Origin of the sequence: Methyloprofundus sedimenti (assembly GCF_002072955.1) — a bacterium.
Classification (GTDB): domain Bacteria; phylum Pseudomonadota; class Gammaproteobacteria; order Methylococcales; family Methylomonadaceae; genus Methyloprofundus; species Methyloprofundus sedimenti.
The window spans coordinates 2883344-2895801 of sequence record NZ_LPUF01000001.1; the positions used below are offsets into that span (position 1 = coordinate 2883344).

Consider the following 12458-nt stretch of genomic DNA (forward strand, 5'->3'; position numbering starts at 1 on the left):
TTGAAAAAACCATGTTGTAAACTCTGCAAAAAACTCGACATATTTCAGTGCTTGATCTTCTATTTCTTCTGTATTCATGGTTTTATACTCAATACACTTATATTAATTAATAGCGATAACTTTGCACAATATATTTTACCGTTAGCAATCCGTCTGCAATCATTCGGCCGACTCAACCGGACTAGCAGTTTCTTCAGCCATTTCTTCATAGCAGTTGATCAGCTCTAAACGACCGTCTTGATCTTCTATAACTGCTGCGCAGCTTTTAACGAAGTTACCTACTATTGACAAAAAAAAGAGTCAAAAAACAAGGGACCCTATATGACCCTTGACCCGCAGAATTTTCAGCGGTTTGGGCGTATAATCTCAATATGAAATCAAAAAGTCTTGCGGTTAATTCCCAATATCTAAAGCCTGCAGAGTTTCTTTTGTTATCTCTCCTGCAGTTAGTCCTTTCTGATTTTGAAAGCTTTTTAGGGCATTCATTGTTCTCGAACCAATTAGTCCATCAACAGGGCCGGGGTTAAATCCTGCATTCAATAAGGCCTGCTGGATTTTTTTCACTAGGTTAGGTGTGACTTTTACACCGTCTGTCACATTACTTACCGCTGCCGTATTTATTGCGGCTGTATTTGTGGTTTCGGTTTTGGCCATTTGCATCAAATCGGTATTAACGGCCGCTGTTTTTTCAACGGCCTGTTCTGTCGCGTTAGTTGCAACTGATGCACTTTTATCGACTATTTCTGTTGTAGTATCGACAGCCTTCTCAAGAGCTGATGCGGGTTTATATTCGGAAATAGCCGGTGTATTTTGTTTGGCTGTCTCTTTCTGTTCATCACTGCAACCAGCTAGAAAAACTGTTGTTGATAACAGGGTAATGAGGGTAGTACTTATTTTACTGATATTCATGGTGTAAGCTCCTGATACAAAAATAAAAACATTCTAAATTGACTGTGTAATAATTTTTTAATAAATTAGCTACTACATTATCGGCTCTTTTGAATTTCAAGTGGGTAAGCAATTTGGTGATCGATTGCAAAACCTGAACATCCCTCTGACTCTGTTTTTCTATTCATATTTTTAATAAAAAACAACCCCATCCTTTTTCTTTTGCATTAATTGTTTAAATCAGCCACTATTTTTTTTAATTCAATGATTAATGAGGGAATATCATCTTGAATAACACTCCATAAGGTATCATTATCAATTCCTAAATATCCGTGAATCAGTCTATTTCGAGTTGCAATAATTTGTCGCCAAGGTACTGAGGTATTCTGTTCTTGTATTTGTTTAGGTATATTATTAGCAGCTTCACCAATCAATTCTAAATTACGCACTGTAGCATCATAATTTAAACCGGTTTGTTCAAATGTTTCCAGGTCCAACCCTTCGCAATAAATCACAACATTTTCAGCAAAGCTGAGCATATCATCCAGATAAAAGCGCCATTCTCTCTCAGACATTAATGGCCTCTCGCTCAATATAGGGCTTCAATTCAGGGCGCAAAGCTTTATCTGTTACTAAATCAACAGGTTTCCCTAATTCATCTTCCAAAAGAAATTGTACTCCAAAATATTTTTTAGAAGTTGCTGGAGCATCAAACGAAACAACAATGTCAATATCACTATCTTCCGTTGCCTCATTACGCACGGTAGAACCAAACAAAGCCAAACCCGTTACGCCAAAACGATTAGCTAATTCTGGTTTTAATCGGGTTAAAATATCTAATGCTTGCTTACGATTCATGTTTCCCTCGGCTTATTTGTTTTTATGTTTAAATCCTTCGATTAAAAGACTAATATTTTTAGTATTTTAATCGGTATCTTTTACTTAAAAATCTTCCTTTTCATAATATTTTTTCATTAACGTCCAATCTCAACAGACTGAACATCTTTGTCTGTGCGTCTCTCAAAATTTCAATCAAAAGCAGAATCAGAAGAGTTAAAATCGATTGAAGGAGTGAACAGGGTCTTGAAATCACGCAATTTGGTGATCGATTGCAAACTTTGTATCAACACTAATAATTGGCATACTCTCTTCTAAAGATTGTGACAATAGTCGCCTATCAAATGGATCATTATGATGCCCTAATTTTTGAGCAGATTTGTATAAACTTCCATTGTTAATAGCAACATTGATCATGGCCAATCCTTGTTAAGCAGGTACGTTAAAATATACCATACACCGACAGTAATTCACATAGAACCATATTTTATCACCTTGAATTCGCTAAAAAATACGACAGGGATTTACAATAATTTATAAGATAACTGGGGGCAGAATAAACTTAAATTATTTATTTACTTTTTCCTTCCGCCAACCAACAGGTCTGCCCATTTTTTTTGCTGTCATCCTTCGCCCTGTTAAGCTCTCAATTTCCGCTGTAAACCGTTCGTTTCCGAGCACCATGCCTTTGTTTGCCGCAATTCGAATATCTTCCAGTAATTGTCCTTCGACTGGATATTTAAATAAATCACGGTAATTTGCCCGCCTCTTTTCTGGTTCACTTGCTAACGCTAAATACAAAGGATGAGCAGTACATAAATTCGATTCTTTTCCTAACGCATTTATTTGGTAACTAGACCAGCTATAATCTGACGGCTGCTTTACCATCCCTGCTCTGACCGGGTTGAGTTCAATATAACGATAAAGGTGTAAAAGGTAATTTTCTTCTTGCACCAGGCAGGATTTAAACCGACCTTCCCAAAGTGACCCGGTTCGTTTATAGCTAAAATTGAAATAGCGTATATACTGCCTGCCCAGTGATTGCATCATTAAACTAACTGCATTATGGGCTCTCGGCGTACACAGCAGATGCACATGGTTGGTCATCAATACCCAGACATCAATTGTAAATGGATAGCGTTTTCGTGTATTGTTTAGCGCATTACGTAACCAGACACGAGAATCATCATTGGTTAAAATATTCCGTCGTCGAAATGTCACCACAGTAAAGAAATAACAAGCCCCCGGTGTATCCGCACGGCGGTAATTCGACATAACGACGTCCTCTCATCCAACGTAGGGTGGGCAAACAGCTTTACCGTTTGCCCACCAATAACCCACCATTGGCCGATAAAAAAGGTGGGCAAAAAAACCTGCCCACCCTACTCACTGCCCATTTTTTTGCTGTCATCCTGCGCCCTGTTAATCTCTCAATTTCCGCTGTAAACCGTTCATTCCTGAGCACCATGCCTTTTTTTGCCGCAATTCGAATATCGTCCAATAATTGTCCTTCGACTGGATATTTAAATAATGCACGGTAATTTTCCCGTCTCTTTTAGGGTTCACTCGCTAACGCTAAATACAAAGGATGAGCGGTACATAAAGTCGATTCTTTTCCTAACGTATTTACTGGGTAACTTGACCAGCTATAATCTGACGGATGTTTTACCATTCCTGCTCTGACCGGGTTGAGTTCAATATAACGATAAAGGTGTAAAAGGTAATTGTCTTCTTGCACCAGGCAGGATTTAAACCGACCTTCCCAAAGCGACCCGCTTCGTTTATAGCTAAAATTGAAATAACGTACATACTGCCTGCCCAGTGATTGCATCATTAAACTAACTGCATTATGGGCTCTCGGCGTACACAGCAGGTGCACATGGTTGGTCATCAATACCCAGACATCAATTGTAAATGGATAGCGTTTTCGTGTATTGTTTAGCGCATTGCGTAACCAGACACGAAAACCCTCATCGGTTAAAATATTCCGTCGTCGAAATGTTACCACAGTAAAGAAATAACAAGCCCCGGGTGCATCCGCACGGCGGTAATTCGACATAACTACGTCCTCTCATCCAACGTAGGGTGGGCAAACAGCTTTACCGTTTGCCCACCATTGGCCGATAAAAAAGGTGGGCAAAAAAGCCTGCCCACCCTACTCACCATATTCCATATCATCGTCTTGAATTAAATTGTTGCTACCCCAATTCGCCGGGTATATTCCCTGATTGACATAGCGATGAAATGTCGAATATGGCCATTCACTCACAGCTTTTACCAGTCCGTGCTTAACCGGATTGTAATGAATATAATTCATATGTCGCTGGTAATCATTATCATCACGGATTTGATGCTCCCAAAAACGTCTTTGCCAAATGGTGCCTTCCCGATGTTTTTGTTTCGAGGCATTCACCCATTCAGGTTTGTGTAAGCTATCCTTTGCAGACTTTGTAAATTGCCTTTTGATGCCATTCCAGCGTACCGAAAAATCGTTATCATTTTCCGGCAAGGTCCAAATACAATGAAGATGATCGGGCAACAATATCCAGGCGTCAATTGTAAAAGGATAGCGTTTTCGTGTATTGCTTAGCGCATTGCGTAACCAGACACGAAAACCCTCATCGGTTAAAATATTCCGTCGTCGAAATGTCACCACAGTAAAGAAATAGCAAGCCCCGGGTGTATCCGCACGACGGTAATTCGACATATCAATGTCCTCCCATATTCAACGTAGGGTGGGCAAACAGCTTTACCGTTTGCCCACCATTTGCCGATACACAAGGTGGGCAAAAAAGCCTGCCCACCCTACCGGGCTTTTTGAAGCATTTTCTTTGCCCCTTACTCGCTGAAGGTGACTATGTTGTGATGGATAATGCCTCAGTTCATAAAGTAGATGAGATTAAGGATCTTATTCAAAAAACAGGAGCAAAGCTTATTTATCTACCGCCTTACTCACCTGACCTTAACCCGATTGAATTAGCATGGAATAAAATTAAACAGTACTTACGCAAACAAAGACCACGAACCGTTGAAGCGTTATATCAAGCTTATGCCGAAGGGTTGAGATGCATCAGTACAGATAATGCTCAAAGCTTTGTTAATCACTCAATGAAGTTCGCTATTTAAGTGGGATATGTAATATATCTCGCTCCTTGCATTTCCCCGCAAAACCACATATTACACCCCACCTGCTAATTCTAACCTGAGTGGTCTCGCCATGCAGTTTGAATAGTTCAATTTTACTATATTGCAAGACCTTATATTTAAAGACCTGACCATAGCCTCCTGACCCTGACCTCCCAAAAATAACGCAAGAGGCTTGAGAATCAGTATGGCAATCAATACACCCGGATTTGCCCTCGTTTACCTTTAGGTACGACTACGATTCCGGATGGACTAATATGGTAGTGCTCCCGGTCGGATGCGGGGTGATAGCCGATCACCGTGTCTGCTTCAATGAGATTATATCGGCCAATGATGGCACCGCGAAGCCGGGAACCTCGGCCTATGACGCAGTAATCCATAATGATACAGTCTTGTATATCGACATCAGGTTCTATCATTACCTCATGTCGGATCACCGAATTGCGAATATTGCCGCCATTGACCACGCTTCCTCCGCCAATAATGCAGTTTCGAATTTCACCGTTAATGATTCTGGCTTCCGGCCCGAAATAATGATCCGAATAAATAGGCCAATCGGGATTGAAGGTATCGAACCGCGGCTCCAATCCAAGCAGATCCATATGCGCCGCATGATAGGACTCAAAGTTGCCGACATCGCGCCAATAAGCCGATTCTTCATAAGCTTTGACGCCCGGTATTCGGTTAGAAGTGAAATCATAAGTACAGACTTTGTGCGTGCGCATCAGTTTAGGAAGTACATCATGGCCGAAATCTTTTTCTCCTCGGGCATGCGCTTCCTCCAAAGCATCAATGAGCACCTGGGTTTTAAACAGGTAGTTACCCATTGAGGAAAGACAGTGTTGCGGATCGCCAGGAATAGACTTGGGTTGTGCGGGTTTTTCCTGAAAATCAATGATTCGTGACGAATTGTCCGGCGTGATGATGCCAAAATTGTGTCCCTGGTCCAGGGGCACGGGTAAGGCTGCCACCGTCATATCGGCCTGGTGATCCAGGTGAAATTGAACCATTTGGCTAATATCCATGCGATAGATGTGATCGGCGCCGAAGACCGCCACTATGTCAGGGCGGTGATGTTCTATCAACCCCAGGTTCTGATAGACGGCGTCAGCAGTGCCCTGAAACCAATCCGGGCCGCCGCGCATCTGGGGCGGAACGACAGTCACAAAGTGGTCCGCAATGATATTCGAAACCGACCATGCTCGTCGTACGTGCTCGATCAATGACTGGGATTTGTACTGGACCAGCAAATAGATTGAGTGGATTTCCGAATTAACCAGATTGCTGAGCACAAAATCGACGAGGCGGTAACGTCCACCAAATGGAACTGCCGGTTTTGATCGTTCTGCAGTGAGTGGGTTCAGGCGAGAGCCTTCGCCGCCAGCCAATACAATCGCAAGCACTTTTGGGATAGCCATCTTGCCCTCCGTTTCTAAAGTCAAACATTGTTAATGAGAAAAATACCTTTATGGGCCACCTTTACAATTTAGTTCTTCACCCAGTGGCCCCTGGTCGCTCAGGCAAATTGAAATACATCACTAACTCTCAGCCTATTGCTGATCCAGATTCAGGATCGAATCATAGTAAGGATCATCTTAAATTGCTTCAGCGCCTTAAGACTGTGCGTCTGCTGTGCGGGTATCAGAATAATATCCCCGCCATGCAAGTGATTTGGTTTGCCTGCAATACTGACTTCCGCTTCGCCTTCGAGTACGTTCACAAGGGCATCGAATGGGGCCGTATGTTCGCTCAGCCCTTCGCCTTCGTCGAACGCGAAAATAGTCACAGTACCTGTTGGTTTTTTGACCATTTCGTGGCTGACAATTGACCCTTCCTGGTAGTTCACCAAGCTGGCAGCATGAGTGATTTCGGCGCCGCTGAGTCCTTTGTGTTTGGGTACGTTTTCTGCTTGCATAATTTAATTTTCCAATGTGTTTTTACCAAACAGATAGGCGCTCGATCTCGTCGACGCCTACTGTCATGAGTGAAGTAAAGTCTTATTCCATCAGTTTAAAAAAATCTTTAGGCGCTCCACAGACCGGACACGACCAGTCATTCGGTATATCGGCCCAACGGGTTCCAGGCGCAAGACCGCTATCGGGATCGCCCTTGGCTTCATCGTAGATATGTTCACATTCTCTGCACTGATATTTTTTAAAATCTGACATGCTGACTCTCCTAAATGGATTAGTTAATAAAAGTAGATAAGATGCTACTGTCCAAAGCCATGCCTTGAATAGCTAAAAGAAAAAAGCCTAACAGCACCTTCATTTTTCAAGTGCCTCGCTTACTCGCTGCTTAAGCATAGGGAGTAAGGCCTGCTCGAACCACGGATTGCGGCTCAGCCAAATATTGTTTCGTGGACTCGGATGCGGAAGGGGGATTATCTTGGGCCAATAGGATTGCCAGTTGCTAACCGTCTCGGTCAGTGACCCGTGGGCTTCGTTAATGTGATACGCCTGCGCATACCGTCCAACAACCAGCGTAAGGTCAAGGTGGCGCAGATGCCCGAGAAGTTGATCCCGCCATGCCTCCGCGCATTCAGGCCGTGGCGGCAGATCGCCGTGTTTACTCGTGCCGGGAAAACAAAAGCCCATGGGTAAAATGGCGATTTGTTGCGCGTCGTAAAAAACCTCGCGCGTCACCCCCATCCACTCACGCAAGCGATCACCGCTGGCATCATCGAAAGGTATTCCGGATTCATGAACTTTTCTTCCCGGTGCCTGGCTGGCAATCAATACACGAGCTTGCGGGTGTATCTGCAATACGGACCGTACGCCATGCGGCAACTGGGCCGCGCAAATAGAGCAGTCACGTACTTCGGCTAGCAACGAGGCAAATGAATTCATGGGCTGACTTGCCTAATCACTGACGAGTAATCCATTTTGTCTCGAAGCGAAGCGTGCGGACAGTCAAAGCACAGACTATAGGCAGCCTGTGCTTTGATCTGTTCGGTACGGCTAGCGACCGCCTCCTTCCCAGATTAATACCCTCTATCTCTCGCCTGTACCGGGACATTAATCTTCCTCTCGCTGACGGAAAAGCCAGTCATTTTCCTGAATTACAACTGCCTGGTTATACCTTTCGTCCTTTGCTGCATAGACGAGCGTCACAAACCCCTTGTCCAGTTCTTGCTTTAACAGCTGGATTTGCTGCTGATTACCCTTGAGTTCATCCAGATAGCGCGCCTTAAATTCATGCCACCTGTCAGGATCGTGGTCAAACCATTTCCGAAGCTCCGTACTAGGCGCAATATCTTTTAACCACAGATCAACGCGGGCTTTTTCCTTGGTCAAACCGCGTGGCCAGAGTCTGTCCACGAGAATACGTTGGCCATCCTGCTTGTCCGGCAGTTCGTATACCCTTTTAATCCTGAACCGATCATGTTCTGGCTGTTGCATTAGGGTATACAGCCGCATTGTTTGAATAATATGTCCAGCATGGCACTAACCGTTTAGGCTTTAAAGAAGATTGTGAGTAACACCACTGAATCCAGCACTGCTTTCACGGCGTGCGACTCGTCCGGCATTAAATAAACGAGCTGGCCGGGTGTTAATACTTGTGTTGTCTGCATGGCTACGAACTCAATTTTTCCGCTTATGCAATGAACCACGATAGGCCCTGAAACTTTGTGATCTGCAAATTCTTTACCCGCCGGAAGAGCCAGGCGGACAAGTTCCATGTCATCTGTTTTCACAATGACTTTTGATTTTTCATTCGGGACGTCTTGTGCCCAAGTTGCCAAGTCAACAACTTCATTGGATGATGCGTGATGTGTAGCCATTAATATTTCCTCATACGTGTAAATTTATCAAACACAAGTGACTAATTCAGTATAGCATTCGCCGAAGTCAGTGAACAACGACAGAAATTATTAAATAAGTAAAAACAATTACTTAAGCTATTTTTACGTCACAAACTTGCGGCTTGTAATACTAGGGCAGCCTAAAGCAATAGCAAGCCCCCGGTGTATCCACACGGCGGTAATTCGACATATCAACGTCGTCCCACATTCAACGTAGGGTGGGCAAACAACTTTACCGTTTGCCCGTCATTTACCGATAAAAAAGATGAGCAAAAAAACTGCTCACCCTACCGGGCTGGGATGGCTCAAAGGCAATGTCGTGAGCGCAGCCTATCGCATAGCCAGCAGGGATATTCTCCCCGAAAAGACAGGGGATATCATTCAAATTCGCATGCTCTGTCAGCTCGTGTCGTTCTGCAGTTTTAGATAGTCCTTTAGCCCTTGTTGTGAGGCTTTATTGTGTGCCGCCTGTCGCGCACATCAGACAGGTCTGACACAGGACACCGCTACGACAGGAAAAAGGCACGGCCACACCGCTAGGGGTTAAACAGTTTAGAAGGGAAGCTTATCTTCCATTTCATCGCTGTCTTTTGCCTGACAAATAATAGTCATAGCGGTGCGCCCCATAAATCAAGTTGAACGGTTATCGACTTAACACATCGTTGCGTGTGCTTTCAGCGATTGCCGCGACCTGAGCTATCAACTCTTCTTTTACGTTTAATTCGCGTAAGGTGTCGCCCAGATCTTCGATCACGGCATCGACATGCGAGTCGTTCAAGCCGCGCTCGACCAGGTGAGCATGGCCTTTGCGCATATCCAGACCGGTATAATTGTGCGGACCACCAAAAGCCATGGTCAAGAAAGCTTTTTGTTTAGCCGCTTGTTCCTCCATGTCTACATCATCAAAGAAGGTATTGATACGCTCATCACTTAGCACTTTGCGGTAAAAAATATCAACGGCAGCATTAACAGCGGCTTCACCGCCTATTTGTTCGTATAAAGAATCTTGTTGTGACATTTTTGCTCCAAATAGTATAAAAAGTATTTAAGATATGTCTTAAGTAATCGATTAATGCTATATAAACCCATACACCGAAAATTTAATATATATCTGAAATGCATCTTATTGCTTGATTATAAAATCGTCAACCCCTATATCATGCTTTTTAGAGTCCAAACAAAAACATGCAAATTTAAAGGAGTATCAAAATGCAGCTTACCCAATTCACGGATCTTTCATTGCGCTTATTAATTTATCTTGCCCGCTTGCCGGAGCCGGGAATGGCAACCATTGCCGAAATCGCCGACTATCATCAAATTTCACGCAATCACTTGGTAAAAGTAGCAAATAGCTTGACTAACCAAGGCTTCATTATCTCGACCCGTGGCAAAGGTGGCGGCATCCAGCTGGCCAGACCTGCTTTTACCATCGGTGTTGGCGACGTCGTGCGGCAGACCGAAGCAAATATGAATCTGGTCGAGTGTTTCGACACACCTAATAACAACTGCCTCCTGATCCGCAACTGTTTTCTCAAAGCCTCGCTATACGAAGCGCAGCGGGCATTTATGGCGGTATTGGACAAATATACTTTAGCAGATGCCGCCAGCTTAGGTGGCAACATAAATTTACCTTCACTCCCCACCGACAAACCCCAAGACAGATAAATCGTTCTCGCCCTTGTTCGAGACAATAATCTGCTGGATACGTCGTTCAACACCCGCTAACTCATGCGGGTAAATTCCGGGTTCGATAGGCTTATCGGGTCAGAGGGAGCCGCAGCTCCCGTCTGCCCACAGAACCGTGCGTACGGGTCCGTACACGGCTCCTCACGCAAGACGTATCCATTGAGAAACTTCAAACCAATGCTCTAACTTTCGGTCGGATCGTATTTCCTGCCCTTTCAGATTTATAAACCAACTGTTCGGATAAGCCCTCGTCACTGCTCGCGCATTGGAGAGTTGCCACCGTTTGTTGTTTGAAAAGACGGCTTTTGATGCTTGTTTTCGTGGTACGCCCCGTTTGGCCAGTTTTCGATATAGATGCTGTTTTCTCTTTTGTTGATCGACTATTCGTGATCGTAGTCGTCGCCTGATATGGGCTTCGATTTTATTCAATTGTGAGGGGTAGTAAGTCAAACTGTAGTAATTTGACCAGCCCACATACCATTGATTGATCTCGTCCAGTGATGTATCCAGAGTCTGATGTGTACCTCGCGGTGTCAGTGCTTCGATTTTACTCATGGCTGTTTGCAGGGCTTTATGCGCAATGGCAATTGTCCCCTTAACCACGGTAAAACCTAAAAACTTTACCGCATCGGATTTAGCCACCTGGCTTTTCTCCTGATTCACTTTCAGTTTCAGCTTCTTTTCGATGAATTGGCTGACTTTTTCCATCACTCGATCTGCCGCTTTTTGCGATTTTACGAAGATATTACAGTCGTCCGCGTACCTGCAAAATTCCAGTCCACGTTTTTCCAATTCCTGATCCAGTTCATCCAGAACGATATTGCTCAGCAAGGGACTGAGTGAGCCCCCTTGCATTGCGCCTTCCTTGCTGGGGTTGACGATGCCATTGATCATGACGCCGCTACGCAACATGTTTCCGACTAGGCGAAGTATCCGTTTGTCGGATATTTTCTCGCCCATTCGGGCTATCAGCCTGTCGTGATGGATTCTATCAAAAAACTTGGATAGATCTATATCCACCACGTAGGGCTTGCCACTGTTCACTATCTGTTGTGCCGCTTGTACCGCTTCGTGCTGGCTTCGCCCTGGGCGAAATCCATAGCTGTGCGGTGAAAAATGCGGATCAAAGACCGGTTCCAGCAGTAGCTTTAATATTGTTTGTACCACTCGATCCCGTACCGTCGGTATGCCGAGTAGTCGTACACCTTTGCCTCCCGCTTGGCTATTTCTACTCGACGGACTGGCGAGGGTTGATAAGTCCAGTTTGCGAGTTCCTCTTGCAACTGACTTAGCTCTTCGTCTAAACGAGTTTTCAAAGTCTGCAATGGTTATTCCGTCTATGCCGGGTTTACCTTTGTTTTTCTTTACCTGTTTAAAAAGCGACGCCCAAGTATAAGGTTGAGCATAACTGGTCGAAAAGTCTGGGTTCCTCTATTAATAGGTCGTGTTCGTTCATTTCACTTTTTTTTCTTTCTTTGCAATGGGCTTTCTTCAATCTCGCACAACCGATTCGTTCACTGTTTACGACGCGAATAGAGGGTTGTTCCTGTTAGGCTGATCTCAGTCCATCAGTTTATAATCAACGGCCATGGCCGCTTACGTGTTCCGCCCTTCACCTCCAACGTCCTGTTGCTGATTTGATGTTTTACCCTCCTTCATGTCACCATGAATTCATCGGCACCAAACTTTACGATTACTATGGCTTCATCTGAAAAACCCTCGGTTCATAACGTCTACATTACTGTAGCGCTTAGGGCTTAAGGAGTCGCAGTTACTCCGACCCAAAGCCGACGGCTCTTCACTGGGTAAGATAGTCAACTATCTCTCGATCTACCTACCTTCAATACAACAACACGTTACGGTGAGAATATTGGACTTCGGTGGTCGCGGGCCTTATCCCCTTGTTGCCGCCTTACGAAGGTTCACTTTCGTTTAGGTGATCGATTTGGCTAGAGCTTCCTTCAGATTCCGCATTGGCTCCCAATAACCGTGTTTCCCTGTTGGGTAGCTACCGGGAGTTTCTTTGGACACCCTTGCTTTCGCCTACTTTTTCCCTTCTCACAGGGCAAAGGCCGGATTTCCACCAGCTAGCTGACTA

18 protein-coding genes are annotated in these 12458 nt (G+C 44.4%); 2 read left to right on the forward strand and 16 right to left on the reverse strand.

Features of this window, described 5'->3' with window-relative positions; all coding sequences use genetic code 11:
* Window positions 1-393 precede the first annotated feature (393 nt).
* The 8 genes from AU255_RS12800 to AU255_RS12825 form a co-directional block, all read right to left on the reverse strand.
* Window positions 394-909, reverse strand: a complete 516-nt coding sequence (locus tag AU255_RS12800; protein WP_080523218.1) for a peptidoglycan-binding domain-containing protein — start codon at window positions 907-909, stop codon at window positions 394-396.
* Between the two features lie 206 nt (window positions 910-1115).
* Entirely contained in the window at window positions 1116-1463 is a 348-nt protein-coding gene (locus AU255_RS12805; RefSeq protein WP_080523219.1) for a HepT-like ribonuclease domain-containing protein, read from the reverse strand.
* The gene (locus tag AU255_RS12810; protein WP_080523220.1) at window positions 1456-1746 is read right to left on the reverse strand and encodes a nucleotidyltransferase family protein; all 291 of its coding nucleotides are present in this window, start codon (window positions 1744-1746) and stop codon (window positions 1456-1458) included. Before AU255_RS12810 ends, AU255_RS12805 begins: the two co-directional genes overlap by 8 nt.
* Window positions 1747-1977: 231 nt before the next feature.
* Window positions 1978-2142 carry a PIN domain-containing protein gene (locus AU255_RS19820; protein ID WP_143735924.1) on the reverse strand — a complete coding sequence of 55 codons (165 nt, stop codon included), beginning with the start codon at window positions 2140-2142 and terminating at the stop codon, window positions 1978-1980.
* Between the two features lie 150 nt (window positions 2143-2292).
* Window positions 2293-3000, reverse strand: a complete 708-nt coding sequence (locus AU255_RS12815) for an REP-associated tyrosine transposase (RefSeq protein ID WP_080523221.1) — start codon at window positions 2998-3000, stop codon at window positions 2293-2295.
* 40 nt (window positions 3001-3040) lie between these two features.
* A complete protein-coding gene (locus AU255_RS19825; RefSeq protein ID WP_143735925.1) occupies window positions 3041-3226 on the reverse strand; it encodes a hypothetical protein in 186 nt (61 codons plus the stop codon).
* Between the two features lie 54 nt (window positions 3227-3280).
* The gene (locus tag AU255_RS12820) at window positions 3281-3784 is read right to left on the reverse strand and encodes an REP-associated tyrosine transposase (RefSeq protein WP_143735926.1); all 504 of its coding nucleotides are present in this window, start codon (window positions 3782-3784) and stop codon (window positions 3281-3283) included.
* Window positions 3785-3880: 96 nt separating this feature from the next.
* Window positions 3881-4432: an REP-associated tyrosine transposase gene (locus AU255_RS12825; RefSeq protein WP_080523222.1), complete on the reverse strand. Its 552-nt coding sequence runs from the start codon at window positions 4430-4432 to the stop codon at window positions 3881-3883.
* Here AU255_RS12825 and AU255_RS12830 point away from each other — a divergent pair.
* Entirely contained in the window at window positions 4405-4851 is a 447-nt protein-coding gene (locus AU255_RS12830; RefSeq protein ID WP_080523223.1) for a transposase, read from the forward strand. The two genes, AU255_RS12825 and AU255_RS12830, sit on opposite strands and share 28 nt — an antisense overlap.
* A gap of 212 nt (window positions 4852-5063) precedes the next feature.
* On the opposite strand, the gene glgC is transcribed toward AU255_RS12830, so the two are convergent.
* From glgC to AU255_RS12865, 7 genes are all read right to left on the reverse strand, one after another.
* Entirely contained in the window at window positions 5064-6287 is a 1224-nt protein-coding gene (gene glgC, locus AU255_RS12835) for a glucose-1-phosphate adenylyltransferase (RefSeq protein WP_080523224.1), read from the reverse strand.
* A 149-nt stretch (window positions 6288-6436) separates the two neighbouring features.
* On the reverse strand, window positions 6437-6784 hold the full coding sequence (locus tag AU255_RS12840) for a cupin domain-containing protein (RefSeq protein WP_080523225.1): 348 nt from the start codon (window positions 6782-6784) through the stop codon (window positions 6437-6439).
* An 82-nt stretch (window positions 6785-6866) separates the two neighbouring features.
* Window positions 6867-7037 (reverse strand): rubredoxin, encoded by a 171-nt coding sequence (locus tag AU255_RS12845; RefSeq protein ID WP_080523226.1) that lies wholly within the window; start codon window positions 7035-7037, stop codon window positions 6867-6869.
* A 99-nt stretch (window positions 7038-7136) separates the two neighbouring features.
* Window positions 7137-7718, reverse strand: a complete 582-nt coding sequence (locus AU255_RS12850; protein ID WP_080523227.1) for a uracil-DNA glycosylase family protein — start codon at window positions 7716-7718, stop codon at window positions 7137-7139.
* 168 nt (window positions 7719-7886) lie between these two features.
* Window positions 7887-8270: a DUF488 domain-containing protein gene (locus AU255_RS12855; RefSeq protein WP_143735927.1), complete on the reverse strand. Its 384-nt coding sequence runs from the start codon at window positions 8268-8270 to the stop codon at window positions 7887-7889.
* A gap of 53 nt (window positions 8271-8323) precedes the next feature.
* Window positions 8324-8653, reverse strand: coding sequence for a cupin domain-containing protein (locus AU255_RS12860; RefSeq protein WP_080523229.1), 330 nt, complete (start codon window positions 8651-8653; stop codon window positions 8324-8326).
* A 664-nt stretch (window positions 8654-9317) separates the two neighbouring features.
* Complete coding sequence (locus tag AU255_RS12865) at window positions 9318-9692, reverse strand: group I truncated hemoglobin (RefSeq protein ID WP_080523230.1); 375 nt, start codon at window positions 9690-9692, stop codon at window positions 9318-9320.
* Between the two features lie 191 nt (window positions 9693-9883).
* Between AU255_RS12865 and AU255_RS12870 the strand changes: the two genes are divergently transcribed.
* Window positions 9884-10339, forward strand: coding sequence for an RrF2 family transcriptional regulator (locus AU255_RS12870; RefSeq protein ID WP_080523231.1), 456 nt, complete (start codon window positions 9884-9886; stop codon window positions 10337-10339).
* A gap of 162 nt (window positions 10340-10501) precedes the next feature.
* Here AU255_RS12870 and ltrA read toward each other — a convergent pair whose 3' ends face one another.
* Window positions 10502-11701, reverse strand: coding sequence for a group II intron reverse transcriptase/maturase (gene ltrA, locus AU255_RS12875; protein ID WP_332889053.1), 1200 nt, complete (start codon window positions 11699-11701; stop codon window positions 10502-10504).
* Between the last annotated feature and the right edge of the window lie 757 nt (window positions 11702-12458).